Raw genomic sequence first — 25,789 nt, forward strand, 5'->3', positions numbered from 1 at the left:
CTTTAAAACGGTGAAAGTCCTTTCTCAAGTTAAATCGAGGTGAAGAGTATGAAAACGAAAGTTGCCATAATAGGCGCGGGGATTAGTGGAGCCAGCATAGCGCGCGTCCTGAGCAGGTACGAGAACCTCGAGGTTCATCTGATAGAGAAGGCCCCGGACGTTGGCTGGGGCGTCAGCAAGGCGAACACGGCTTTGATTCACGGCGGTTACGACGACGACCCGGAAAAGTATCCGACGAGGGCGAAGCTGTGCATACGGGGGAACCGGCTCTGGCACCAGTGGGTCAAGGAGCTCGAGATTCCCCACATCTGGAACGGGGCCCTGATAGTCGCAACCAGGGAGGAGGACTTTGACGAGCTTGATAGGCTTCTGGAGCGTGGAAGGAGGAACGGCGTCCCCGAGATGAGGCTCGTTGATGGGGAAGAGCTCTTCCACCTCGAACCGAACCTGACTCGAGAGGCCATCGGCGCCCTTTGGGTTCCGATAGTGGGGCAGATTGGGCCGATTCCAGCCGTCATAGCGATAACCGAGAACGCAGTGGCGAACGGCGTAAAAACTCACCTCGAGACAGAGGTCACCGGCATAAAGGTCGAAAACAGCGAGGTTAAGGGGGTTGAAACTAAGGACGGCTTCATCGAGGCGGATATAGTGATCAACGCCGCGGGCCTCTACGCCGACAGGATAGCGAGAATGGCGGGCATAGACTACTTCGAGATACACCCGCGGAAGGGAGAATACTGGCTCTTCGACGAGGGACTCCCCGGACCGAGGAGAGTCCTCTTCCCGACCCCAACCCCGATAAGCAAGGGAATCGTAGTAACAACCGAGATATCCGGCCATCTGATGATAGGGCCGAACGCTCAGGATCTGCCGCCGGAGGAGAAGGATAACCTCGCCACCACCCGGGAGGGCCTCGAGCAGGTCTGGGAAGGGGCAAAGAAGCTCTGGCCCCAGCTCCCGCCGAGGAGCAAGGTCATCAGAACCTTTGCCGGCTTAAGGCCGGAGCCCAGCGGGGGAGACTTCATAATCAAAGCGGAGGAAGAGGTCGGGGGCTTCATCAACGTCGCCGGAATCCGTTCGCCCGGACTGACGAGCGCCCCAGCGATAGCGTACGAGGTTGCCGAGATAATCAGACGTGACCTCGGGGTAGAGCTGAAGGAGAAGTCCAAGTGGAACCCCTACAGGAAGGAGATAAGCCACTTCTTCATGATGAGTCCTGAGGGGGTGAACAAGGCCGTAAAGAGGAACCCCTCCTACGGAAAGGTCGTCTGCAGGTGCAACAACGTCAGCGAGGGGGACATCCTGGAGGCAATAGAGAGGATGAAGTTCATAGGCGTTAAAACGCCGAGCGTGGATTCCGTGAAGTTCAGGACGAAGGCCACAACCGGGACGTGCCAGGGAAGCTTCTGCAGGCCGAAGATAGTCCAGCTTTTGGCCAGGGAGTACGGCGTTGAGCCGTGGAAGGTCACGCTGAAGGGTAAGGGGAGCGAGATTGGAATAGGCGACGTCAAGGCCCTCCTCAGAGGTGATGCCTGATGTTTCCGGAAATTCCGATGCTGAACTACGATGTTGTGGTCATCGGCGGCGGACCCGCCGGCATGGCGGCCGCGGTAAGGGCCAAGGAGCTGGGGCTGAACGTTCTCCTCCTGGATGAAAACGACTACCTGGGAGGGATACTCCCCCAGTGCATTCACCCGGGCTTTGGGCTTCACTACTTCAGGGAGGAGCTGACCGGCCCGGAGTTCGCGGCGAGGTTCGCGAAGAGGCTGGTTGAGCTTGGGGTGGAGTACAGAACCGCCGCGAGGGTTATGGAAATCAGAAACTACTCCGACCTGGAGAAGGTCGTAATCTTCACATCCCCAAGCGGGGCCTACCAGGCGTGGGCCAAGGCCGTTATCTACGCCGCCGGCGCTCGCGAGAGGCACGCCTTCGAGATAGGAATAGTCGGCGACAGGGTTGCCGGAGTCTATACCGCAGGAGAGGCACAGACGCTCATGGACATCTACGGGATAATGCCGGGCAGGGAGGTTGTGATAGTCGGTTCCGGCGACGTCGGCCTGATAATGGCGCGCCGCTTTGCCCTTGAAGGAGCGAAGGTGAAGGCCGTCATCGAGTTAATGCCCTACCCCGGGGGATTGGCCAGAAACGTTATGATTCTGAGGGACTTCGATATTCCCCTTTACCTGAGCCACAAGGTCGTGGAAGTCAGGGGCAGGGGAAGGGTCGAGAGGGTGAAGGTAGTAAAAGTGGACGAGAACCTCAACGAAATCCCCGGAAGCGAGTTCTGGATCGAGGCGGACACACTGATTATCTCCGCCGGACTCGTGCCCAGCGTCAAGAAACTGACGGCCATAGGCGTTGAGATCGATCCATCCACCGGCGGGCCAGTTGTGAACGACAGGCTCGAGACGAGCGTTCCCGGGGTTTTCGTGGCTGGAAACGCGCTCCTCATCAACGACCTCGTCGATTACGTTGCGGAGCAGGGTGAGTTAGCGGCGGAAGGAGCCAAGGAGTTCATCGAGAACGGCGGGATAGAGAGCAGGAAGTGGATCTGGGTTGAGAAAGGAGAAAACGTCCGCCTCCTCGCCCCACACCGCCTCAGCGGGGAGCGCGACGTTTACCTCTACCTGCGCGTCGCCAGGCCAATGGAAGACATCGAGCTTAGAATCCCCGAGGTCGGGAAGCGCGTAAAGCTCTCCCTGGCAACGCCGGCCGAGATGCTCAGGGTGAAGCTGAAGGCGGAGGAGGTTAGGAACGCAGAGAAGCTCACCGTCGAGGTGGTGAGGGAATGACGAAGACGTACCGCTTCACGTGCATCGTCTGCCCCCTTGGGTGCTCCATTGAGGTAAGGATTGAGGACGGGAAGGTCATAGGCGTCACCGGACACACCTGCCCCAGGGGGCAGGAATGGGCAGTGGAAGAGGCCACCAACCCCAGGAGGGTCGTCATGAGCGTCGTTCCTGTGGAAGGCGGCGCACTGCCAACGGTGAGCGTTAAAACCGCGGAGCCGGTACCGAAGGAGCTGATTCCGGAGCTGATGAAATTCCTGGCGGGGCTGAAGCTCAAGGCACCTGTGGAGATAGGAGAAGTTGTTGCTGAGTGGAACGGAATAAAAATAGTGGCCACGAGGGGGGCTTAGCCATCCCCGTTTCTAAGGCTTTTCTTTCCACGGCCCGAGCATCTCGAAGCTCCCGCGGATTTCTGTGACCTCATCCCGGCTCCAATCAGTGTAGTGCATCTCGCGCCTCCATGTGAAGCGTCCACCCTTAAGCTCGCCGTTCTCGTCCACCCGGAGAAAGGCGATTATCTCGTGCCTCTCCTCAACCCGGCTCCCGTTCTCGATGGTTCCAACTGCATAGCTATCGGTTATGCGGAGAACGGCGCGTATCTCGTATTCATCGCGCCCGACCTTTTCGATTCCCTCGACAGTGCCCTCCGTCAAAACCCAGCTCGCAAAGTTGAGCGCGTTCCACTCAGCACCTTTGCTGTGGAGTGCAAGGCCCCAGTTGATGTCGTAGGAATCCCCACCTGGAAAAGCCCTGATGAGCGAGGTTCTGTTGCCAGAAGTAATCCTCCAGAAGGCGCTCTGGTTCTCATAGTTCACGCAGGCGAAGACTTCCTTCTCGGTGAGACTGTCCGCAAGCTCCGTCCTCCAGCAGAAGGAGCTTTGGCCCCCAATGGCATCGAGAACGTCCTCCACAGATGGCCCTCCCAACGTTGCATCAACCACGGCCCAGACTGCCAGCACTACGAGAACAGCCACCGCGGCCGCAACCGCCGTTTTTCTCATCACACCCACCGAAAAAAGTTTGAAAGTTGAAGGCTATAAAGGTTACCATCAAGGGATGGAATCTCACAGCGCCTCAAACTTCTGCAGGAATATCCTGAGGTCCGTCCTGAAGGGCTCCTCTGCCCGCTCAATCTCCTCGTTCAGCAGCTGGAGAAAGTTCTCCCTGTCGGTGGCCTCCTCCCAGAGGCGCTTTACAAGATTCTCCAGCCGATCATAATACTCCACGTAAGGTCTGGCTTCAAACAGAGCATCCTCTAGCTCATTCACAGTCCGTCCCTCCTCTTGAACCAGTAGTACCACAGCCTGCTCCTGTCCTCCGCCTGTCCCAGGAGGAGGAAGTAGCGGAGCAGGGCAAGGTTCAGGATTATGAAGAATATCAGCAGGATGTTGTACGCGGGGACGCTGGCACTCATGAACGCGTAGTAGTCCCAGATGAAGTGCAGAAACATCGCCAGCAGGAAGTACGAGGCCGTGGAGGTCATTTTGCCCTCCGCCTTCATGCCGTAGGCCACTCCTATCACGGCACTCCACGTGGCATGGGCGAGGGGGGTGAGGAACGCGCGCATCACGGTTACTCCGAGACCCCAGCCGAGGCCGTAGAGGAAGTTCTCCGTCGCGGCGAAACCGAGGCCCGCAGCCACGCCGTAGACGAGGCCGTCCATTATCCCGTCCATCTGCCCCGCCTTGAACGGCCAGCGTATGGCCAGTGCCTTGGCGGGTTCTTCCACTATTCCGGCCACGAGGGCGACGTAGAATGCGGACGCGGGCAGGAGGGGCTGAATGGCTCCACCAAGGGTCAGAAAGCTCTCCAGAATGAACGCTATCCCAACCGAGAGCGTCCCTCCCAGGATGAACGTGCCCAGGACGTACCTCCTCGGCTCGGGCTCGTACCTGTCGGCGTGATAGAAGTACCAGAGTATCGCCAGTGCCGGCCCGTACGCGAAGAACACCAGACCGCTGAACGCATCCACCGCAGATCCACCAAAAGAAAATGGGGGAAGTGGGATTTAAAGGTTTAGCATCCACTCAGGAAGTCCGTCAGGTCGATACCCTGTGCATTGAGGTACTCGACGAGCTCCTCGGGCGGCTCCACCACGGCGGCGTTGGGGTTCCTGACGTCTATCGTGATCACGTCAACCCACTTGGCGCCACCCTTCTCGTAATAGACGGTTTTCTTTATCTTCACCGGAATCAGATCCCTTGTGAGCCTGACTTCGATCCTAGTTTTGTATGCATTCGTCACGTTGGGCCCAATCGCAGTGCCGCCGGTCTCGTTGGCGTAGATAACGTAGTAATCCCCATCCTCGATGACCCTGACGTTTTCCATATCAAGAACCTTCCACAGTCCGTCCAGAATCGTGGAGTTGAAATCCGGCCCTTTGCCCGGTCCGTAGCATGAGGCCTCCCAGGTCACGGTACCGTTCCGGTCGAAATAGCTTGCGTAGCCACTGGATGTGGTGTAGTAGTAGCTCCTGTAATACGAGCCGCCGCCCACGGAGCTGTTCGAGAAGGTGGAGACGGATTTGAGCTTCCTTTCAAAGTTGATCGCACCCTCGTTCGAGAGCTGGGCCACGAGTTTTGTTCCGTTGTAGCTGTCCACGTGCATGGTGTACTCGTAGCTCTTGAGGGATTTTATGGCGTTCTCCATATCATCGGGGGTAAAAGGAAGGTTCGCGGCGGTCGTCGTGGTCGTGGTTGGGGCAGGGGTCGTCCCGCCACCGGAGATGCAGCCCGCGGCAAAGACCACCAGAACAATGAACAGGCCAATGTAAAGCTTCCTCATTCCATCACCCGAGATAACTTCCCCACGGGGTATTAAAAGGTTAGCATCGCCTCCCGGGGTGTTCCGGTGCCAGTGAGGTTTCTTCTTCGCAGCTCAAATTTTGTTAGGGGAACCGAAAAGGTTTTAAATCCGTCCACCAATGGAACATCGGTGAGTATAAATGCCCTACATTGGTTTCGCAAGGAGTCCGTACGGACCGGCCAAAACCTATGAACTAATCATGGATGAACTGAGAAAGCGCGGTTTTAGAGTGGGATTCTCAAAACATCACTGGATGGGGGATGCTCCATTCGGGCTTGTAATAGTGGAAACCGAAAGGGGGGCGATAGCCATCAGGTGGAACATCGGCGATGAGTTCACCCTTAGACTCGAGGAGGTCAACGACGACGATTGGGATGATTTTGTGGAGGATACCCTCGAATACCTCAGCGGCGATTGATGTAGTGAATCCCGGTGGCATTCATTAGCTCCCGTACTTTTTCTATGTCCAACAGGGCGTAATCATCGTTCATTGGAGGTGCGGTGAATCCTATATAGGAGCCGTTGACAAAGCGCCAGTTGCCGAGCTGCTGGAAGTAAACGTCGTTTCCTTCGGTGGAGCTCTTACTTACCCATATTTCAATAGAGAGAACGTCAGGACGTTCCGTGAAATTAACGGCGAGAACCCCGTACCTGCGGACGTTGGTGCAGTTCTGGACTTCAAAACTCAGCCCAAGTGAATTCAACGTCCCCCCGTCCAGCTCATATACAGTGAGCTTTCCAAGGGGGTCAAAGGAATATATGTACGCCACCATGCAGTCGGTCAGAATGGGGTCCTTCATGATGAACTGCCAGCCTTCCCTGGCATCGGGGTTCTCAACACCCAGATAAATCGCGCTAACGTTTGGAGGGGGCGGGCTGATGTCCCCGATGATGTTATCCCACCACGGTCCGACGCCTATGATGACCATAACGGCAAAAATCACCAGCAGTCCGATTAACACTTTATTTCGCATAACCCTCATCGTCCCTAATATTCCACATTCAAACTAAAAAAGTTTCCGGATACATCACCGCTTTGTTTTAACGTTCTCAATGACATCGAATATGCTCCACAGGTCCCTTATGACGTGGAGGTGAGGTATCAATGCCAGCTTTTCGGGGTTCTTCTCCACGAACCTCGCCGTGAACGGGAAGTAGTACCAGACGTACTCGGTGTTCTCGTCGCCGTGGCCCACGAAGCGCCAGGGCTTGTCGTCCACCCAGATGAAAACGTCATCCCCGTATTTCTCGCGAACAAGTCGAAACGCCTCATCTATGGTCATATCGTGGCCAAAGACGATGACGTCATCGAAGAGGTCGTAGATGCCCATCCGCTTCAGGCGCCGCACCTTCATGCCATCGATGAAATCCTCCGCCGAGAAGGAGATGACCACGTGGCCATCCTCCCTGAGCTTCTTCAGCAGTTCGACGGAGTCGTCGATGGGCCTCGTGAGCTCGGCCCGCTCCTCGAACCACGCCTCAAAGAACTTTGTACGGAGGAAGAAAGGCGGCCTGCTTTTCTTTTTGTGCTTTCCAAAGGTAGGCCTCTCAAACTGGAGCTCGATTTTAGTCAAGAGCTTTGCCCAGAGGGCCTTTCCGGGAAGCCATCGGTAGCGCCTCTCGAGCGCGCGCCGAAACGCCTCCTCAATGCACGAGTACGTATCCGCCAGAGTTCCGTCGAAGTCGAAAGCTATTATCATAACGACCCCCCCTACTGGGCGATGAAGATGGGGATTTAAGCGTTGTCCCTGTGGTTCAATCATACAATGAGTAAGTGCAATGAAAACCCATTTCAAAATTGCCAATTCTCAGAAAATCACACTCTCCCGCCAGCGCCGAAGCTTTTGGAAAAAGCTTTCACCAAAAGTTTGTGATTCGTGGTAGGGCTCCTTTGCAGAGGGGATTTCAAGTCCAACATTGACCTTGGAAGGCGGAGTCAGTGAAAATAAAGCTTTTCATGTGGTTCTATTTGAATCTCGCTCCGAAGGAGCGCCAAAAACGCTTGAACCCTCCTGAAACACTCCTTGGAATGAATCAATTCTGCCCAAAAAGCAGTCCTCAGAGAAATCCACTCCAGAACACGCTTTTCAAAAGGAATCACGGACCTTGATCAAACTTCGCGAAGGCGAGCAAACTTTGCTTTGCAAAGTTTGACCAAAAGAGTTCCCTTGTCGTTTAAAAATGGATAAAATCAGACATGCACTCTTAAAAATTACACCTAAAGCGTGGGTTTAACGCCAAAAATCAGGCCTTTAAAAGGTTTCACTTTTATTCTGGCGTTCTTCGAACGCCTTGTGGAAAGTGAAACCCTGTAAGCTTGCAGTTGAACGGCAAACCACTTGAAAAACAAGCATTTTCAAAATCGCATACAATCTTTCCGCCAGCGCTTGCGAAGCAAGGGCTGTTGTGGTGGGCCCGCGGGGATTCGAACCCCGGACCTCCACCTTGTCAGGGTGGCGTCATAACCAGTCTAGACCACGGGCCCAACCCAAGGAATGGTGGACCGGCCGGGATTTGAACCCGGGGCCTCCGCCTTGCCAAGGCGGCGCTCATACCAGGCTGAGCTACCGGCCCACTCCCATCGACGCCGTAATCACCTATCTGGGTGGGTTTATAAATTTTGCGGTTGGGGATATCTTTCAGATGGGCATCGAAAAGCTAATATCCTCCTCCGCGGAATGTTCCACGGTGAAGACTATGGGCTTTGACCCGGTGTCAGAGGCAAAGAGGATTGAGAAAGAGATAATAACCTGGAGAAGGGACTTCCACATGCACCCAGAGCTTAAGTACCAGGAGGAGAGAACCTCTGGAATAGTTGAGGAGCACCTCCGCGAATGGGGCTACAGGATAAAGCGCGTCGGAACCGGGATTATAGCGGACATCGGAGAGGGTGAGAAGACAATAGCCCTCCGCGCCGACATGGACGCACTGCCAATTCAGGAGGAGAACGACGTCCCCTACAAGTCCCGCGTTCCAGGCAAGATGCACGCCTGCGGCCACGACGCCCACACGGCCATGCTCCTGGGAACCGCAAAGATAATCTCGGAGCACATCGACGAGTTCAACGGCAGAGTAAGGCTCATCTTCCAGCCGGCTGAGGAGGGTGGCAATGGAGCGGTGAAGATGATAGAAGGAGGGGCCCTTGAAGGAGTCAACGCTATCTTCGGCTTCCACGTCTGGATGGACCTTCCGAGTGGAGTGATTGGAATCCGCGAGGGGCCGTTTTTAGCCGGAGCCGGCATCTTCGGGGGCGAGATAATCGGCAAAGGTGGCCATGGCGCGAGCCCCCATGAAACGATAGACCCCGTCCCTATCCTTGCCGAGACAGTACTGGCCTTTCAAACGATTGTGAGCAGGAACGTCGATCCGATAGAGACGGGAGTGGTGAGCGTTACGGCCGTTAAAGCTGGAGAGGCCTTCAACGTGATTCCCGAAAGGGCCGAGTTCAAGGGGACCTTCAGGTTCTTCAAACCGGAAATTGGCGAGCTGATTAAGAGGCGCATGGAAGAAATTCTTGACGGGATAACAAGAGCCCATGGAGCCAGATACAACCTCTCAATCGAGGAGCTGACACTGCCGACTATAAACGACAAGGAAATGGCAGGGTTCGCCCTCAAGGTGGCCGAAAAGCTCAGACTGAGGTGGAGGGAGGTAAGGCCAACGATGGGTGCCGAGGACTTCGCCTTCTACCTGCAGAAGGTTCCAGGGGCTTTCCTCGCCCTGGGAATAAGGAACGAGGAGAAGGGAATAATCTATCCACACCACCACCCGAAGTTCGACGTTGATGAGGACGTGCTTTACCTCGGAACGGCGATGGAAGCTGCGCTGGCCTTCGATTTCCTCAGGTGAGGGATTTTCCGATTATCTCTACCTCCCCAACTTTTTGAACCCCGAAGCTCTCGACCCCGTCGGGAATAACCGTCAAAACCCTCTCGCAGCCAAGAACCTTGGCCCTCCCCAGGACAGGCCTCACATCCCCAAGCCCGCCCCACAGGAGCAGCGCCAGGCCTTCTCTGCCCGGTAGGTTTCGGAGGGCGTAGTACGAGCCCCTGCTCCGCCCGCTCTCGACCGTGTGGTGAACCCCGGCGATATTGTCTTTGAACACTGAAAAGAACATGCTGTACGAGCTTTGAAAGCGACCTGCAACCAGTTCGAGGTTTTTAACGTCTTCCCAACCGAATCCAGTGATTTCCGTTCTCCCGGCCCCTCCGGTGGGGACCCACACAATCGTTCCCGAAAACAGTGCAACACTGAAGCCGAGCCTCCTGTAGAAGCCCCTGGCAGCGTCATCCGGCTGAACCGTGAGAAGCCGGGCCCCTCTTTCCCCAGCAATCTCCTCGACGAACTCGATGAGCGCCCTTCCGATACCCCTGCCCCTGTAATCCGGATGAACCTCGATGACGTCAATGTGGGCGATTGACGTAAGCTTCCCGTTAATCGGCTCTTCAGAGAAGAGAACCTCTACCTCACCTACGATTTCTCCATTCAACTCCGCTACGACGACCAGCTGATTATCCAGCAGGAGGTTGTTGATGTGAATCGCGAGCGTCTCGGCACTCATCCATGGCCCGCCCATAGAGTAGCGCCGGTAGAGATTGCCCGCCGGCTCTTCTCCAGCGGTGTGGAGCCTCACTATTCCGGCAACGTCGTCAAGGGTCGCCAAACGGATCATCATCGCCCTCACCCAGGTGGCCGAACTTCCGAAGGATGTGCATGACCGCCTCGGCCCCGCCGTCGCCGTAGGGCTTTTGAGTGACGTAGTCGGCCTTTTCCTTCACGCTCTCAGGGGCTTGGGCTATGGCAACTCTATAACCGACGACGCGGAATGCATCGAGGTCGTTTTCCCCATCCCCGACGTGGGCAACTTCCCTAGGACTTATCCCGAGTATCTCACAGGCCTTTTCAATCCCCGCGCCCTTGTTGATCCAGGGCTTCTTGACGTGTATCGCGAAGCCGGAATCCACCGCGATGAGGTTCAGTCCGAGCTCCCCTATAATCTCCCTGACTGCCCCGACGGGAATCGTTCTCATAATCACAAGCCCGGCCTTCCGCTCAGGCATCGAGAAGCTCATGACGGCCTCAGGGTAGCGCCTCTTTATCTCGCTCCAGAGAATCCACTCCTCGTCCATCTTCGTCAGGTAAACCCTCTTCCTCAGCCGTCCGTCTTTTATGGACAGCGCGCCCCCGTCCTCCGCGACAACCGGCCCGCTGGTGCCTATCATTATTGCCATGGCCTCCGCGAACGGTACCGAGTTGCCGGTGACGAGCATAACAGGGAGGCCCAGACTCTCGGCGAGCCGTATTGCCCTCAAAGCGTTCTCACTGAGTCTCCTGTCGGGATAGGTTATGGTACCGTCTATGTCAAGCGATATTGCCCTCACCCTCACTCACACCACCGAAAGAAGTTGAGAAGACCCGATAAAAGGGTTGCTGGACATCAGTGGTCCTTCATTATCTCCCTCAGGACGCTGGTTGCGTAAACCCCCTTCGGGAGGAAAAACCTGAAGCACATTCCGGTTCCAGGGATGTGGCCGTAGGTGAGGCCCAGGGGCCGTATCAGAAGCTCCCTCCTGCCACCCGGTTCGGCCATCGGTTTCGGGAGCCCCCTGAAGGTCTCAAGCGTTATGCCCTCCTCCTCAAGAATCTCCCCCTCGAGCTTTCCTGGAAGTCCCCCGGCCCCCCTCATCGCAAAGCCGAAGAGCGGGCCGGAAACCATAGCCTCGCCGTGCCGTATCTTCTCGTTCACAAAATTGAGGTTCCCCTCGGTGACGCGGTACGTTCTGTCGCGGTAGGGGATACCGCCCTTAACCTGAACGACGACATCGCCGACGAGGGCCTCGTTCAGAGGAATTCCCATCTCAATCCTTCTGGAGAGGTAGAGGTTGAAGAGGTAGCTCTGGTAGGCGTGGATGAAGATTCGCATTATCGGAAGGGGCAGCGAGAGAAAGGCCCTTCTCCAGCTCCCTGTTTCCTTGTAGCGGTAGAGGAGTGTCCGCTCGTACCTCAGGAAGTTCGGGAACTCCTCAAGGGCTTTCTCAACGTCACCCGTCTCCCAAAAGTGCTTCCTGGCCTCGTCGCCCTCCATCCCTCCCCCGTGCGCTCCGAGGAACAGCCTCGCCGCGCTTTCAAAGTCCCCCTGGAGAAGGAGCTTTCCGATAAGGTGGTTCGTGACGCGTTTCTCCCCGAAACGCTGGTAGCCGAAGTAGTTCGGGAAACCTCCCATACCACGGAGCTCGCGGATTATCTCCCTGCTCCTCTCGAAGGCATTTTCATCGACATCCCTAACCATTATTCGGAACCGATTCCCAAGGAGGTGACCAAGTTTGATAAACCTGCCGTAGGAGATGAAGCGGAGCTCTATGTCCCGTATCCGGACGTTCTCAACGGCCTCCCTCGCTCCGGCCGGCACGCTTATGTACTGGTAGGTCACCGCGTGCCTGTCCTTCGTTCCGGCAAAGCCGATGTCCCTGTAGCTAATCCCGGCGCGCTTCGCTATCTCCTTCACCGCGCTCATCGTGTCCCAGTTGCGCTTCCTGAGAAGAAAGATGGCGTGCTTCCTCCCCTCAAAGATCGACGGGAGGGGGTCCTCGATGACCACGAAGTCCTCCGGTTGAACCTTTATCCTGCCCCCAATACCGGGTTTTTTGCTCAGATAACTGAACCGGGAAAAAAACTCGCGGTGGTCCATTTTAATCACCTAAAATCCTCAAAAATTCTCGAAATGATTTACAATTCCGTTTGAGTTTCTCAAAGTCGAGCTTATCGGCATACTCCGGGAGCTTGGATTTAGTGTAACGCTCTCTCCTTTTCAGCTCATCGGAGGGTTTTGTGCTCCAGCTGTAGCCTAAGCTTTTGCAGACCCACTCCTCGATTTCGTACTCAAAAAGGAGGATTTTGACGGGAATTTTGAGGTTACGTGGGATGTGTTTTTCCACGTCCTTTTTCTTGGATTCGTAGTTTGAGGGACCATCCCCATCGTAGACGAGGAGTATAAAATCCGGCCTGACAAGCTCAGAAGCGCGGAGAATCTTCCCTAACTTTGAGTTGCAGAGGTATGGGGCGTGGATTGGGTTTTTTCTCCCCGAAAGTTTTTTCAGGCGGGTATCTGTCAGGCCCTCCGTCCTAAGTCTGCTCAGGAGGCGCTTGAAGAATTCCCCTCCATAGGCATCCTCCGTTATGATGACTATTTCCCTCGACTTCGACATTGTCCTCACTGTTTGTCGCTTTCGAGCAACGAGCCGTAAAGCCAGCCCTCACTTAACGTGAGGCCTTTTTCGTTGAGGAACTTTTTGATTTTCTCGGGGTCTTTTATTCTTCTGAAGAGGGTCTCACCATGCTCTTTATCTACGAGCACAAGGTCAGAAGGCTCGACAATATCGACGACAACCGGTGAGTGGGTTGTAATAATAACCTGGCTTTCGCTCTCTCTGAGTGTGTCAATAATCAGCTCAAGGGTCTCGGGATGTAGGGAGTTCTCTATTTCGTCGATTATCAAAAGAGGAGGCTTCAGGTAAGCCACAGTCAGTATCGCAAGAACTTTGTAGAATCCATCTGATATGCCTGGCGGAGCAAGTTCAAGGCCATTCTCAAAGACCTTCATCATGACCCTGCCGTCTTCGGTGAGCTGGAAGAAAACCCTCGTGTTGGGAAACGCTATGAATAGGGGCTTGGCTATCTCATCAGAAAGCCTTCCTTCACGGAGCCATATGTTGTAGAGAATGGGAATGAGGTTTGAGGCGTCTTCATTGAGGGTTGTTTCCTTCCGGGGATACTGGGGTTTTCTAATAATGGGAGGATTAACATCTCTCACCGGTAGCTGATCCAGGAATTCCCCAAAGAAAACTGGAAATGATGATACGATATTTGGGTATATAAGGGCATCTTCTTGGGTTACCGCCGGAGAGACGATAAGGCCGTAGTTAGGGAAGTTCCCCACTATCGAAACCCTCAAGGGAGTCCTTTTGAAAAGGACGTTTATAAGCATTGTTTGAGGTGTATTTGGCATTAATGCGGAGAATAGCGTCCAATTAGGGGGGATTCCTTCTAATGAATACTCTCCTGTTACAAAGCCTTTTAATTTTCTCAAATCTGTCCTGATAGTATCAATGTCATTCGTGTGGACATTTTCGGCGATATTCTCTGCAGTATCTAAAACGTCACGGATTCTTTCTGCAAGTTCATTGGAGTGCGCTACCTTAACAATATTCCCAGTTTTTTCAATTCTTACATATTCTAAAACCTCAAGAACCTCCTTCAAAATCCTAAAGCTCCCCCCTGTCCCCGTAAAAGTCGTCTCAAAGTAAACATCGTAGCCCTTAACGTCGAACAGCATTCCCACGGTTATCGGTAGCTCCTCTTTCCCGGCCCAGACAACGTTATTATACCCCCACCATTCAAGAAAGGGGTTGGTGTCCCTTTCAACGTAGATTTTTCTGAGGAGCTTAAAGACCTCAACGAGGTTCGTCTTACCCGAGGCATTTGGGCCTATAAGGACGTTAAACTTACCCAGCTCAACCTCACAGTCTTTTAAACTTTTGAAATTCTTAACGGTGAGCTTTTTCAGTCTCACACTCTCACCGAAGATTAAAAACGGTCAAATGATTAAAAGACTTCCGCTCACACCAGCTTTAGATGGCCAGTAACCTTGTCCACAATCTCTTCCGGGGCCGGGCCAATCGCCAGGACAGTTATCGTACCCGGGGGTATCTCAGTCAAACCAGCGTCCCTGATGAGCGCCGTGGGGATGCCCAGTTTCTCTGCGTGGGCCTTCAGTTCGAAGAGCTCCCGCTCGTTTTCAGCCTTCACGACGACCTTCTTCTGCCCCTCGTGGAACCACGCTTTGAACCATTCGGGTTTCTCCTTCTGAGCCTTCAGTGCAGCGGTAACCGCTCCGTGGGCAACCTGGACGGCGAACTTGCCCTTGCTGAGCTTCAGATCCTTCCGGGAGACTATGACCTGCTTGTACCTGAACATGTCCCATCCCGAAGAAACTGCGAGAACCGATTTATAAAGTTAAGGAGAGAAAAGGCAAGAAGTTCAGAGCTCAACTATCTCAGAGCTCTCTCCCTCTTCCCCGCCCTCTTTCTTCGGCAGTCCTCCAGGGCGCCTCTGTTTCTTCCGCTCAAGCTTCTCCTTGAGCTTCTCTGCCTCGTCCCAGTACTTGTAGGCTACCCCCGCGAGTATGACGGTCAGCAGGATGAACACTATCGCCGCGGGCTTCCACGGGTTGCTTTCCGGCGAGAGGTATTCTGCGGAGATGCCCGCAAGCTCCTCCGCCAGCGGCTTGGGATCGTCCATCTTGGCGAGGGTCTGGTTGACGTAGGAGGGAAGCTCCTCGGCGGTCGGCCATACCTTAACCTCTTCCGTTATTATCCTCGGGGGGATGCTGTTGATCGTGACGAGGTTGCCGAGGGCAAGCCTGTGCTCCCCGCCGAGCGGATCGAGGTACACAAGGGTGGCCCTGATGTTGGTGAGGTTCTCCTTGAGCACCGTGAGGTCGAGCTGGAGGGTCTTGGTCTCGCCGGCCCTTATGGTGCCGATATCAACCAGAGCCTGGCCATCAACGCTCGACGGGAGGTCAAGGAGCAGGGTGGCGTTCTTGACGAACTCGTAGTCGGGGTTGCCGTCGGAGGCGCGGAGGGTGAACTTGAGGCTGACCTTGTCCCCGACCTTGGCGGCAACGTAGTTGCTCCAGGTGCCGTTGTATGCCAGGGCATTGACGTCTATGGAGGGGATGTTGTAAACCTTAATGCCCGTGAGCGGCGCGGAATAGATTACCCTCTTCTTGCCCGTCTCGAGGCTCTTGTCGTCGTAGAAGGTAACGACGGCCTTTCCGATGTCGAATTCACCGACCTTCGTGGGCTTGAGGACGTAGATGAGGGCGGGCATGTTTGTAAAGGCGGGGAATGTCTTGAAGGTCCACGACTTGGCCAGGCTCACGAGTTCGAAATCGTCGGGTAATGGAGCGGCTATGGCAACGTCGTAGGCGTCGCCCTTCCCCCTGTTCTCCACGGAGATAACGACAACCAGGTTGTTGTCCAGCATTATCTCCTTAGGCACAGCATCGATATTCGCCACTATGTCGGCGGCGCGGAGTATCGGCGTCACCTGTGCACCATCCGGCGCGTACACAAGTACCGTGGAGCGGTTATACTGTGGCTCCGTCTTCTGAATGGAGAGCTTCAGGGGAGTGTCGGGTATTGCCTTCACCTCTCCGATGTTTACGAAGTAGGTACCGACCTTCGTTGACTTCCTGTAGACCTCAAGGCTGGCTTTCGTGGAGACAACCGAGATAAGCTTCACGTAGTAGGTGGTGTCATCCACTTTCACGGGCAGCTTCTCCCCCGTGTACATCAGGCCGTTGTACACGAGGAGGGTTTCATTCTGGGAAGGCGTTCCACTTCCACCCTCGTCGGACTTCACGATATTGAAATCCACCGCGGCAACCTTGGGAAGGTAAACCTCGAAGGTGGCACTGTCCGAGGAGGTGTCAGTGACTTTGAGGTACAGGTAGTCTTTGTATCTGTACTTGTCGTTGAGTTTGTATGCAACGCCCTTACCGCTTCCTTTGGATATCTTAACGGTTGTCGGGGTGGATGAATAAGGGAAGTACACGTTGAAGGTGGCGTAGTCACTCGTTGCACTGATGAGCTTTACCTTGATGCCCGGAAAGTTCGAGGGCAGTCTGTAGTATTTCCCCTCGTCCAGGGTCACGGTATCGATTGCTTTGAGCGGAGACATTATGTCGAGGTACACGACGGGCTTGTTTTTGATTCTCCAGATGACAACGCTGAGCGCAAACACCGGGTTTGTAGCGGATGGATAGTACACGGTTTTACCCTCTTCAATATACACATCGGAGGATCCCTTGCCCGCTGAAATTGAGATTCTAGCGGTGGTGAAGTCAGGACTGACATCCGTGAACGTGAATGAATACGGTCCGAGAACGGCTTTGTCCCCCAGTCCAAGTTCTACGGAAGAGATTTTGGCATACAGAACATCCTCTGCAACCGCAGACGTTACATTCAGACCCGCAAAGAGGAATAACCCTACCAAGATTAAAGCCGCTATCCTTTTCATCTCCGTGCCTCCTGTTGTTGGACTAACTAAAAAATGGATGGAAAGTATAAAGACCTTACGGCATAAGCCTTCTTCTGTCCCTGGGGAACAGTATGACCTCACGGATGTTACCGAGGTCGAGCATCTGCTTTATCAGCCTCTCGGCTCCGAGCCCGAACCCACCGTGGGGCGGCATTCCGTAGCGGAAGGCCTTGAGGTAGAACTCGAAGCTCTCCGGGTTGAGGCCTTTCTCCTTTATCTGTTCGACGAGGACGTCGTAGCGGTGCTCCCTCTGACCGCCGGAGGTTATCTCAACGCCGCGGTACTCGAGGTCGAAGGCCCTGCAGACTTCCGGCCTGTCGTCGTACTTCATTATGTAGAACGGCTTCGCCTCGCTGGGGTACCTGTACAGGAAGTACAGCGGTGTCTCCTCGTTCTCCATCATGTACTTTCCAAGGAGCCTCTCGCCCTCTGTGTCTATGTCCTCGCCCCACTCTATAGTTTTGCCGAGGTCAGCAAGTATCTCAAGGGCCCTGTCATAGGTAACGCGCGGGAACGGCAGTTTTGGCTCCTCGAGCTCGGAGTTGAGAATCTCAAGCTCCCGCGCGTTGTGCTCGCGGACGTAGTTGATCGTGTGGGCGACGAGTCTCTCGAGGAGCTCCATTACCTCCTCCTCGTTCTCTATGAAGGCCATCTCACTGTCGATGCTCCACGCCTCGTTGAGATGTCTGGTCGTGTTGTGTTCCTCCGCGCGGAATATGGGGGCGATTTCGTAAACCCTGTCGAGGCCGCTCGCCATCATTATCTGCTTGTAGAGCTGGGGACTCTGGGCGAGGAAAGCGTCCTTCTCGAAGTACTTCATTGGGAAGAGCTCGGTTCCGCCCTCCGTGGCGGTGGCGATGATCTTGGGGGTGTGAACCTCGATGAAGCCGTTCTCATGGTAGAAGTCCCTGACGGCCTTGAAAACGCTGGACCTGATTTTGAAGATCGCCATTACCTCGGGGTTTCTGAGGTCCATGAAGCGGTTGTCCAGCCTGGTGTCCAGCTCGGCCTTTACCTTTCCGGTCGGGTCGAGCGGAAGCGGACTCCCCGCCCTGCTGAGGATTTCAAGTTTCTCCGGGAGGATTTCGAAGCCGAGCTTGGCCTTCGGCGTGAAGTTCACCGTTCCCTCGACCGCAACAACGTCCTCCGCGTTGAGCTTCGGGATAAGCTTGAACAGCTCCGGGTCAACCTTCTTCTTGGGGGCGGTTACCTGAACTATGCCCTCCCTGTCCCTTATCCAGAGGAACTTTATGCCCCCGAGGTCCTTGACCTCCCAGACCCAGCCGGCCACCCTGATGCGCTGGCCGTTGAGTTCCTCCGTAATCTGGCTCGAGTAGTGCGTCCGGTACATGGTCATCCCCAGAAGGAGTAGGGGCGAGCTTTTAAAGGTATTCGATCTGGAGGCGATACGAGAAACAGAAGTATTTTAACGACAACTATCCCCAACACACTACCCCGAACGACTCCTAACGAGCTCCCTGAGGCTGCCGAAAACATCGGGCTCGAACTCCCACGATTTTAGTTTCATCTCCGTGAGTCTACCGTTGGGAACTGCCTTAAAGCAGGCCCTGCCGTTCGAGTAGGCCTCGAAGACCGTGCATTGGCTTTCTCCCATCCCCGGATCCCAGCCAACGGCTCCGGGAGGCTTTCCTTCCGGACTGATTGATGCGATGAGGCCCTTCTCCCATGAGAGTTTGCCCCCCGCAAGCACGTTTCCATTGGCCAGAACTGCCTCCAGCTCGCTCCACCGTTTCAGTCGCAACCTTCCCTCCCACTGAGGTTTTCCTCCAGAGCTGAGCCCGACCAGCGTAAAGTCCCCCATGCCGAGAACCAAATCACCATCGGGGCTTACCGAGATGTCTTTAACCTCTTTGCCCGGAAATCTGAGACCCCACCGCGGTTCTCCCTCCCGGTTCAGGCGGAGAGCCCACGCATCGTAGCGGGATTTCATGGGGTCGTAGGTTTTTCCGACCACTACTGGGTCACCCCCGCGGGTCAGTGCAATCCCAACGGCCTTTTCCAAGCTTTCCGTCCCGTAGGTTTTCTCCATTATAACGTCACCGTCCTCATCCAACCAGAGTAGCCACGCGTTTGAGGCGTCTTTACTGAAGCTGTACGTATAACCGGCCACAACAATTCGACCACTCCCATCAATTACAACGGACTCAGCCCCATCCCACAGTTTGCCGCCGTAGGTTCCCCACCATACAAAGTTCCCATCCCCCTCGAGCCTTAGAACCAGGGCGTCACTGACTCCCGCGCCGAAGCTCCTCGTTTCGCCGACAACGACCGTCCCGCCGTCTTGGGTCACGGCGAGGGCACTGAACGTGTCGGATATTCCTTCATAAAACTTCCTCGCCCATATAAGGTTTCCGTCACCGTCAAACTTGAATACGACTCCTGCATGGCCGGAGAGTCCCCTTTGCTCCATCCACCCGCAGGAGATTATCTCCCAGTCATCAGCGGCCTTAACGTCCGTTATCTCCAGCCTGCTTCCTGTGTGAACCACCCGGAACCACTTAACATCTCCACTCCGATCAAGCCTCGCCACGAAACCTCCGCTAAGGGTTGCCCTGTATGAACCGTAATTATCCCGAATGAGGACATCCCTTTCCGCGACTCCCGCCGCCACTATGTCCCCTCTGGGTGTGACCGTGAGCGAGGTAACCTTTCCGGGCCAGTAAACCCTCACCCACTCAATCATCTCGCCCCACCACCCTTGCCCTCAAAGTGAGGTACAGCTCCCACAGGTATTCCGGATCATAAGGCTCGGGGCAGACCTCCTCGAGCACCGGCGCAACCTCCCTGAGAAACCGCTCCGAGAGCAGGAGAACATCCTCCGCGAACTCCCTGAAGGGAATCTCAACGGTTCCCTTGTGCATCCCCTGGATTCCCTCGCAGTCGCTCCACTTGAGGAACTCGTTGAAGTAGTGGACCCTCAGTATATCACCGTTAAGCTCAAAAAAGACCGAAGTAACACCCTGGTCAACGAAGAGTCCCGTCTGGTAGAGCTTCGTGTCCTCGCTCACGTCGAAGCCGAGTTCCCTGGCATCCCTGCGCGGATATAGCATCTCACCCCTCTCATCAAACTCCGGGTCAAGGAAGGAGATGCAGAGGTCGAGGAGGTCCTGAAACGTGCCGTGGAGGTTCGTCGGCATCATAACTGGGAGGCAACCCGAAGACTTAAAGATTCCGCCTATGATGAGCCTTCCACCGATGGTCATCAGGGTCGGGAAGGGAGAAGGAAAGCACGTATCTTCGTTAGGGTCTATGATGATTTTTATGTGCCTTCCCATGAGGCTCATCTGCTTTAAAGTTCCAACCCACCATGGCATGGCGCTCCCTCCAGAGACTGGCCCGGAGCATCAACTTAACCATTCTCAACCTTCTCGTACAGTTCTTTAACTTCCTGGTAGAGCTCCCAGAGGAAGTTGTAATCCTCCTTTTTCCCTTTGTGCTTGAAACGAATCTCTTCGATGACCGGAGCGTACTTCTCCAGGTACTCCCTGCTGATTTTCAAAACGTCCTCAATGAACTCTTTAAGGGGCACTTCAACAACACCCTTATGCTTACCCTCATATTCAGGACAGTCAGTGAATTCGAGGAGTTCATTGTGGTAGTAAATTCTTGCAAGGTCTTTTGTAGAGCAGAAGTAGTATAATCCAGCCCCCTCCGAATTAAGAGTTGTTCCGTACACTACAGGCTCGTTCCCCAGCTGGAACTTATCCCACTCGGCGAGTTTTCTCTCAGACTGAGAGTACTTCTGAATCTTCGGATCTTCTGGCCTCAGCATGTAACTGCTGGCCATCAACAATTCTTGGAAAAACCCATGAACAGCCACGTTTGCCCCGTCAAGTCCACCTTTCCAGCAGGCTCCTAAGAGTAAGTGCTCATCAACAGTAAAAATCAAAAAGAAGGGAGAGGGAGTGCCAACATACCTCTCAAGGTCTATCTTCACTGTTAAGTGCTTTCCCTTCAGCGTGACCCACATTGTTTAACCCTCCCTGACCCATCCACGCTCATACCTGTTAATATACCTGTACGACCACACAGCACTACCCTCCTTCGGATAAGCAGTCTTCAGCACGAACTTCCCCTTCTCGAACTTGAACTCCAGCTGGACGACATCGATGCCATCAACGTTCATTCCAAGCTTCTTAAGGTCCACTGGAATTCCAAATTTCCTGTTTGGTGCCCCATTCTTGAAGAATTGTTTTCTGTATTCTGGATCCTTAAGCGCCTTCTCCAGTACTTCATCAAGGAACTCCCTGAGTTCGCGCTCGTCCCTGAAGACCTTGGGGAGCTGGACAATCCTTCCAGTTTTAGGCTCGACAATCCTCTGCCCCATTGGCCAAAAGGTTGTTTTTCAATTAATGCTCAAAATCCAGCTCTGTTTTAATTTCCTGTATGAGGTTTTCTAAGTATTGCCTAAGCCGAGAAATTTCCTCTGTAAATCCGTTATATTGCATGGCTTTAGTCTCCATTTCTATTGGGAAGCATTTTTCAAGGTACTCCTCGCTTATTTTGAGAATATCGGCGACAAAGGGCCCAAACGGTAGTTCGATGGTGCCCTGAAGGGGGTTCTTCGAAGAAATATACCTAGGAGCTTCATTTATGAAATGAAAACGCAACAATTCTCCCTTTCTTTCAAGATAATACGTGTTAAAATCTAGGTCAAGTATTGGTCCGCAGACATAGCTATCAGGCAACAACTTAAAACCATCGTTCTCAGCGTTTTTCCTTTTGTTAAAACAACTTTCAGGGTACTTTAGGAGATCTCTCGTACAGAGAAGTAGATCCTGAAAGAGAGCATATAAGTCGCCAAGCCATCCCTCATCGTGGTATCCCCCTACTTCATGCCCAGCCACCAAAAAAGAATAGGAAAACGGCCGGGAAATGGGCCTGGCTCAAAGGATTCCAAATCTATTTCAACCTCAATGAATTTTCCACGAAGTCTGCACCTCATTGAAGTCACCCCATGCGTATCCATTTACCAGATTGTTTTTCTCTGTCCCACACGTACCCTAAAACCTTCTTGCCTTTTGAGGGATACGCTGTAATAAGTTGATAGGCACCCTTAGCTTGGTTGTATGAGAACTGGAACTCTACCGCATCTATCCCGTCTACATGCATCCCCAGCTTATCCAAATTTACCCTTAGCTTCACAAAGCTCTGTCCCCTAAATTCTGTGTAGTACTCTTCCTTCTGAAGTGCCCTCTTCAACACTTCATCGAGGAACTCTCTGAGCTCATGCTCGTTCCTGAATACCCTCGGCAGCTGCTTCGCCTGACCGTTCACGACAATCTTCTGACCCATCGGCCAGAAGGTTGTAATCTTGGTTTTTGCACGGCTCTTAATTACGTCCATCTCGTACCCCCACACGTGCCTCAGGAAGGCGTGGAGCAGTCCGCTTCTCTCGGGTTCAGTTACCTTTTTGTCATTTCTTTTTAGTTCAACCGGTTCAATGTTTTCTGCTTAAGATTTCTTTGAGATACTGCACGTCCTTCTCCAATCCAAGCAATTCCCCTTTGGTTATGATAAAAGGCCATTCACATCCGTTCTTTTCCAACTGCTTATTTATGCGCTCCAAATTTTCCATTAGGAACTTTAGAAACTCTCTGGACAGGCTAAGAACATCAAGAACAAAATCTTTAGTTGGTATCTCCAGTGGACCATGGTTACGGTTTCCACATTTGAAGTGAAGCATTAAATGATTTTTTACTGGCCTGAAGGAAAAGACGCAGTCTTGGAGCATTAAGCTGGTCGAGTATATCTTTCTCTTCCCAGCAACGGCGTCTTCTATTGGAATTTCATCCGCTTTATAACAGCCCGCCTCAACAGCCATGTCCCTCCAGAAGAGGAAAGAATCTCCTTCGGCCTCTTCACATTTCCCTTCCCCAAGGAGGCAGATACTCAGCCTGACAAGGTCTCTAACCAGCCCAAACAAATCCCCAAAAACCCCTCCCTGTTGAGGGGTAACCAAGACATCTCCGATTTTTAGTGAAACCTTGAATGGGTACCTGCAACTTGCCCGGGTTTCAGGCAGATGTGCAACAATTTCAAAGAACCTCCCCCTTAGTTTCAGCTCCATAATCTCCCCCCAAATTTGTCTTTTCCGAGTAGATGGATTTTAGAGTCGTGAGGAGACTTTTGTATCCGGCTAGTTCTTTTTCTGTGATAACCCACTCCTCGCATCCAGACGATATCAGGAACTTTTTTATGTCTTCCATGTTTGAAAGTAAGTAGTTCCGGAAGTTCTCTGCCATATTTATTACGTCCTCAGCAAATTCCATAAATGGAAGTCGGAGAACCTTCTCAACTGGAACAATGACTTCAATGTCCCCATCTGTCCAGTGTTCATTTATCTTATAATACACAACGAGGGTTCTGTTTTCAAGAGCAAACAAATAATAATTGCGACCGATTCTTGCACAGTAAGTTATATCGGGGATTTTCCTATGTCCGGAGAGGAACTGCCCACATTCCATACCTGATGGAGGGTTGAGACATTTTGCACAGTATGGACGAAGGGACATCCGAGGATTTAACAGACAGAGGGTAGCCTGCATAAGCTCGGTAACTATCTCAATACCGCATTCATCGGGTTCTAAGTGGTTCCCAATAACCTCGCCAAACAATGGTTCGCCATCAACCGTAACAACTGAAAAAAAGCCAAAGAAGCACTCGGGCAAGAGCCCGAGGGGAGGTGGTCCGACTTCCACCTTCAGGTGCTTTCCAGCAAATCTGAACTCCGGGAAGGACATTGAGATCACCTCATGGACGACGTATCCACTTACCATTCTTGTATATCCATACTGCACTTCCACTCTCTGGCCAGAATGTAATAAGCTTATATGTGCTTCCACTTCTCTTAAAGACTAAGGTTATTTCAGTTATTCCTGGGAGGTTGGACGGCTTGGTTAAAATAATTGTACCTGGGCGAGATTCCATGCTGGGCCTTAGCAGGTCCTTATATTGCCTTGTTAGTCGTACAATCTCGTTGTACAGTTCCTCCGGAGACTGTATTGTCTTAGGGAGGTTCATGATTTTCTTCTGACCGTTAACATAGTACACTATCTCTTGTCCCATTGGGAAGAACGATGTCTCTCTTTTATAGTCCATCTCATAGCCATGTACATGCCTTAGCCAGCCGTGAATCAGGCCATATCTCTCATTGCCCCTCTCTATGATGATAGTGTACCCGTAAGAGTTCTTTATGGGAGATGTTGATTTTGCAAATCTCTCAACCCCTTCCTTTACTGCCTTTATTGTCGCCCCGTGCTTGACGGCCTCTTCAACTGCCTCCGTTGGAACTCCAGCCCTGACAAGGTCGTCGAGGGCCTTTGCGGCGTCATCGCCGTGCTTGACGATGTCATCGAAGATGTGGGTGAACCTTTCAACCACTTCGTCGGCATGGTTTATTATTTTGGCCTTCCTGAGAATCCTGTAAATATCATCCGTCACTCCGAACTTCTTGCCGAGTTTTGAGACGAGTTTTAATTCCTCGTCACCTGGAACTGCAACGCCAACGATGAAGAGTGTTCCCTGAACCTTACATTCCATTGAATCCGTGCCGTAATCCCTGCACGTCTTGTAAGTATCATAAGCATCCCATATCGTTAGCCCGATGACTATTAACGCACCTATCGCCGGAATGAACTGCGGTCTTATCTCTCCCTTCTGTGCTGGATAGGTTACCGTGTAGCCGGTTGGGAAGAATCTCGGCGTGGATTCCGGTGTTAGCCTTACCCATGAACTCATGAAGATGCCGTTTCCAGAGGAAATACGCAGTTTAACGTAAACCGGTTCTCTGACGTTGAGGAAGACCGCCATCTTCTTGCCCCAGGGCTTCAGCCGGCCAAGGCTGACGCGCTCGGTGATTCTCTCCCCATCCTTGCTGATGAGGACCGTTCCGTAGCCAGTCAAACAGTTCGGTGGAACATTCCAGGTAACGATCGCAATGTTGCCGCTCTGCTCAACGCCGTCGAGGCGGATTGGATACGCTCCCGAACTCGTCCCCAAGACGGGAAGCCCGGACCACGGCAGGGAGAGAGCCGCGGCTCCGGGCAGCGTCAACACGAGCAGGAGAATTAAAGCTCCAACCATCCGGCGGTTCAACCTTACCACCTCCGGAAGGTTTCAATCATGGACAAATAATCCAGACTTAAAAGAATTTCGTAAACTCAAAGTTGAAAACAAAAGTAGAAATTATAGGACGTATAACATTCACACTAAATCCGTTTCCGCTTCCAGTTGCTTTTGTTGCAACTGGCGCGGTTGGCTTCCACTCCCGTTCACACTGGGGCCACCGGCCGCCTCAACCGGGAGGTCATCAACCTTAAGGCCGAACGGAAACGGCCCACGGGGGAAGATTACACTAAAAACCCAAAAAACTTACGGTCACAAAAATACACAAGCGAAACAAAAAACACCACTCAGAGAACATCATACATACCAGGAGAAACAAACGGAGGAACAGAAAAGAACATCAAATGAAGTTTATCTTTACCTCGGCCCCGGTTATCTGGGAAAGTATGCTCTCCAGGACGTCGGCCTTTTCGGGGAGCTTCTTCCTGTCCCTTCCCATGACGAGGACCTTGTAGTAGGTTCCTCCGCCGGGCTTGTAAACGATGTTGACCCCGAAGACGCCCGCGGGGTAAAGGAGATCGGTGGCAAGCTTCTTGACATCGTCGGTTCCCGTGACCTCAACGGCCTCTATGACGCGTATCCTCTTTCCGAGCTCCCTCATGAGGGCCTTGATGTTCTTGCCGCCCTTGCCTATGGTTATCGGAACGTCTCCCTCTCCAACAACGATGACTATAAGGTCACCGGCCTCGACTGCCTTCTTGAACTCCATGTCAGCGTCCCCGATGAGCCTGTAAAGGAGTCTCGCAACCTTAACATCAAGCTCCGAGATAACCCCGTCCTGGAGCTTTTTCTCGTCAGCCGGGCACAGAATGTCGTCGGTCTTCAAACACACCTCACAGATTGGCGCCTTCATCTCCTCACCTCCTCACCCAAGAATGACCTTAAACGGGCTAACCCTTAATTCTGAAAGTCCTTTAAAAACCTTATTATGGAAGAAAAAGCCGAAA

29 protein-coding genes and 2 tRNA genes are annotated in these 25,789 nt (G+C 53.3%); 5 read left to right on the forward strand and 26 right to left on the reverse strand.

Annotated features, from left to right (window positions below; genetic code table 11):
* Positions 1-48: 48 nt before the first annotated feature.
* The 3 genes from FH039_RS04360 to FH039_RS04370 are packed head-to-tail and all read left to right on the forward strand — an operon-like array spanning position 49 to position 3,139.
* Positions 49-1,536, forward strand: coding sequence for an NAD(P)/FAD-dependent oxidoreductase (locus tag FH039_RS04360; RefSeq protein ID WP_139680340.1), 1,488 nt, complete (start codon positions 49-51; stop codon positions 1,534-1,536).
* Positions 1,536-2,792 (forward strand): NAD(P)/FAD-dependent oxidoreductase, encoded by a 1,257-nt coding sequence (locus tag FH039_RS04365; RefSeq protein WP_139680341.1) that lies wholly within the window; start codon positions 1,536-1,538, stop codon positions 2,790-2,792. Before FH039_RS04360 ends, FH039_RS04365 begins: the two co-directional genes overlap by 1 nt.
* Positions 2,789-3,139 (forward strand): DUF1667 domain-containing protein, encoded by a 351-nt coding sequence (locus FH039_RS04370; RefSeq protein ID WP_139680342.1) that lies wholly within the window; start codon positions 2,789-2,791, stop codon positions 3,137-3,139. Before FH039_RS04365 ends, FH039_RS04370 begins: the two co-directional genes overlap by 4 nt.
* A gap of 12 nt (positions 3,140-3,151) precedes the next feature.
* On the opposite strand, the gene FH039_RS04375 is transcribed toward FH039_RS04370, so the two are convergent.
* From FH039_RS04375 to FH039_RS04390, 4 genes are read right to left on the reverse strand one after another with little or no spacing between them, the layout of a single operon-like run.
* Complete coding sequence (locus FH039_RS04375; protein ID WP_139680343.1) at positions 3,152-3,799, reverse strand: hypothetical protein; 648 nt, start codon at positions 3,797-3,799, stop codon at positions 3,152-3,154.
* Positions 3,800-3,853: 54 nt separating this feature from the next.
* On the reverse strand, positions 3,854-4,057 hold the full coding sequence (locus FH039_RS04380; protein WP_139680344.1) for a hypothetical protein: 204 nt from the start codon (positions 4,055-4,057) through the stop codon (positions 3,854-3,856).
* The gene (locus tag FH039_RS04385; protein WP_139680345.1) at positions 4,054-4,761 is read right to left on the reverse strand and encodes a PrsW family intramembrane metalloprotease; all 708 of its coding nucleotides are present in this window, start codon (positions 4,759-4,761) and stop codon (positions 4,054-4,056) included. Before FH039_RS04385 ends, FH039_RS04380 begins: the two co-directional genes overlap by 4 nt.
* 44 nt (positions 4,762-4,805) lie before the next feature.
* Positions 4,806-5,573 (reverse strand): hypothetical protein, encoded by a 768-nt coding sequence (locus FH039_RS04390; RefSeq protein ID WP_139680346.1) that lies wholly within the window; start codon positions 5,571-5,573, stop codon positions 4,806-4,808.
* Positions 5,574-5,733: 160 nt separating this feature from the next.
* On the opposite strand from FH039_RS04390, the gene FH039_RS04395 reads away from it, so the two are divergent.
* Complete coding sequence (locus FH039_RS04395) at positions 5,734-6,012, forward strand: hypothetical protein (RefSeq protein ID WP_139680347.1); 279 nt, start codon at positions 5,734-5,736, stop codon at positions 6,010-6,012.
* Here FH039_RS04395 and FH039_RS04400 read toward each other — a convergent pair.
* The 4 genes from FH039_RS04400 to FH039_RS04415 form a co-directional block, all read right to left on the reverse strand.
* A complete protein-coding gene (locus tag FH039_RS04400) occupies positions 5,999-6,577 on the reverse strand; it encodes a hypothetical protein (protein WP_139680348.1) in 579 nt (192 codons plus the stop codon). The genes FH039_RS04395 and FH039_RS04400 overlap by 14 nt on opposite strands.
* 45 nt (positions 6,578-6,622) lie before the next feature.
* Complete coding sequence (locus FH039_RS04405; protein WP_139680349.1) at positions 6,623-7,294, reverse strand: HAD family hydrolase; 672 nt, start codon at positions 7,292-7,294, stop codon at positions 6,623-6,625.
* Between the two features lie 707 nt (positions 7,295-8,001).
* Positions 8,002-8,079: transfer RNA gene (locus FH039_RS04410), tRNA-Val, on the reverse strand.
* Positions 8,080-8,090: 11 nt separating this feature from the next.
* Positions 8,091-8,168: transfer RNA gene (locus tag FH039_RS04415), tRNA-Ala, on the reverse strand.
* Positions 8,169-8,291: 123 nt separating this feature from the next.
* Between FH039_RS04415 and FH039_RS04420 the strand changes: the two genes are divergently transcribed.
* Positions 8,292-9,443 (forward strand): M20 metallopeptidase family protein, encoded by a 1,152-nt coding sequence (locus tag FH039_RS04420; protein ID WP_139681641.1) that lies wholly within the window; start codon positions 8,292-8,294, stop codon positions 9,441-9,443.
* Here the strand turns inward: FH039_RS04420 and FH039_RS04425 are convergent.
* The 18 genes from FH039_RS04425 to FH039_RS04515 all read right to left on the reverse strand — a co-directional run bounded on the left by FH039_RS04425 (position 9,436) and on the right by FH039_RS04515 (position 25,695).
* Positions 9,436-10,269: a GNAT family N-acetyltransferase gene (locus FH039_RS04425; protein ID WP_139680350.1), complete on the reverse strand. Its 834-nt coding sequence runs from the start codon at positions 10,267-10,269 to the stop codon at positions 9,436-9,438. The two genes, FH039_RS04420 and FH039_RS04425, sit on opposite strands and share 8 nt — an antisense overlap.
* Positions 10,244-10,981, reverse strand: coding sequence for a phosphoglycolate phosphatase (locus tag FH039_RS04430; protein WP_139680351.1), 738 nt, complete (start codon positions 10,979-10,981; stop codon positions 10,244-10,246). Before FH039_RS04430 ends, FH039_RS04425 begins: the two co-directional genes overlap by 26 nt.
* Positions 10,982-11,031: 50 nt before the next feature.
* Complete coding sequence (gene truD / locus FH039_RS04435) at positions 11,032-12,282, reverse strand: tRNA pseudouridine(13) synthase TruD (RefSeq protein WP_139681642.1); 1,251 nt, start codon at positions 12,280-12,282, stop codon at positions 11,032-11,034.
* 1 nt (position 12,283) lies between these two features.
* Complete coding sequence (locus FH039_RS04440; RefSeq protein ID WP_139680352.1) at positions 12,284-12,799, reverse strand: hypothetical protein; 516 nt, start codon at positions 12,797-12,799, stop codon at positions 12,284-12,286.
* A 5-nt stretch (positions 12,800-12,804) separates the two neighbouring features.
* Complete coding sequence (locus tag FH039_RS04445) at positions 12,805-14,163, reverse strand: AAA family ATPase (RefSeq protein WP_139680353.1); 1,359 nt, start codon at positions 14,161-14,163, stop codon at positions 12,805-12,807.
* A 47-nt stretch (positions 14,164-14,210) separates the two neighbouring features.
* Positions 14,211-14,567 (reverse strand): peptidyl-tRNA hydrolase Pth2, encoded by a 357-nt coding sequence (pth2, locus tag FH039_RS04450; protein WP_058939228.1) that lies wholly within the window; start codon positions 14,565-14,567, stop codon positions 14,211-14,213.
* A gap of 63 nt (positions 14,568-14,630) precedes the next feature.
* Positions 14,631-16,673: a COG1361 family protein gene (locus FH039_RS04455; protein WP_139680354.1), complete on the reverse strand. Its 2,043-nt coding sequence runs from the start codon at positions 16,671-16,673 to the stop codon at positions 14,631-14,633.
* Between the two features lie 55 nt (positions 16,674-16,728).
* Positions 16,729-18,045 carry an aspartate--tRNA(Asn) ligase gene (aspS, locus tag FH039_RS04460; protein WP_139681643.1) on the reverse strand — a complete coding sequence of 439 codons (1,317 nt, stop codon included), beginning with the start codon at positions 18,043-18,045 and terminating at the stop codon, positions 16,729-16,731.
* 99 nt (positions 18,046-18,144) lie between these two features.
* Positions 18,145-19,398 (reverse strand): hypothetical protein, encoded by a 1,254-nt coding sequence (locus tag FH039_RS04465; RefSeq protein ID WP_139680355.1) that lies wholly within the window; start codon positions 19,396-19,398, stop codon positions 18,145-18,147.
* Entirely contained in the window at positions 19,391-20,029 is a 639-nt protein-coding gene (locus FH039_RS04470; RefSeq protein WP_139680356.1) for a hypothetical protein, read from the reverse strand. Before FH039_RS04470 ends, FH039_RS04465 begins: the two co-directional genes overlap by 8 nt.
* Positions 20,030-20,064: 35 nt before the next feature.
* Positions 20,065-20,685, reverse strand: coding sequence for a hypothetical protein (locus FH039_RS04475; protein WP_139680357.1), 621 nt, complete (start codon positions 20,683-20,685; stop codon positions 20,065-20,067).
* Between the two features lie 3 nt (positions 20,686-20,688).
* Positions 20,689-21,042 (reverse strand): hypothetical protein, encoded by a 354-nt coding sequence (locus tag FH039_RS04480; protein ID WP_139680358.1) that lies wholly within the window; start codon positions 21,040-21,042, stop codon positions 20,689-20,691.
* Positions 21,043-21,064: 22 nt separating this feature from the next.
* Entirely contained in the window at positions 21,065-21,562 is a 498-nt protein-coding gene (locus FH039_RS04485; RefSeq protein WP_240703278.1) for a hypothetical protein, read from the reverse strand.
* A gap of 103 nt (positions 21,563-21,665) precedes the next feature.
* Positions 21,666-22,061: a hypothetical protein gene (locus tag FH039_RS04490; RefSeq protein ID WP_240703279.1), complete on the reverse strand. Its 396-nt coding sequence runs from the start codon at positions 22,059-22,061 to the stop codon at positions 21,666-21,668.
* 94 nt (positions 22,062-22,155) lie between these two features.
* Positions 22,156-22,785 carry a hypothetical protein gene (locus FH039_RS04495; RefSeq protein WP_139680359.1) on the reverse strand — a complete coding sequence of 210 codons (630 nt, stop codon included), beginning with the start codon at positions 22,783-22,785 and terminating at the stop codon, positions 22,156-22,158.
* The gene (locus FH039_RS04500; protein WP_139680360.1) at positions 22,754-23,458 is read right to left on the reverse strand and encodes a hypothetical protein; all 705 of its coding nucleotides are present in this window, start codon (positions 23,456-23,458) and stop codon (positions 22,754-22,756) included. Before FH039_RS04500 ends, FH039_RS04495 begins: the two co-directional genes overlap by 32 nt.
* Positions 23,459-23,468: 10 nt before the next feature.
* Positions 23,469-24,812, reverse strand: a complete 1,344-nt coding sequence (locus FH039_RS12340) for a hypothetical protein (RefSeq protein WP_240703280.1) — start codon at positions 24,810-24,812, stop codon at positions 23,469-23,471.
* Between the two features lie 370 nt (positions 24,813-25,182).
* Positions 25,183-25,695, reverse strand: a complete 513-nt coding sequence (locus FH039_RS04515) for a KH domain-containing protein (protein ID WP_139680362.1) — start codon at positions 25,693-25,695, stop codon at positions 25,183-25,185.
* Between the last annotated feature and the right edge of the window lie 94 nt (positions 25,696-25,789).

It is taken from the genome of Thermococcus indicus (assembly GCF_006274605.1).
Lineage (GTDB): Archaea > Methanobacteriota_B > Thermococci > Thermococcales > Thermococcaceae > Thermococcus > Thermococcus indicus.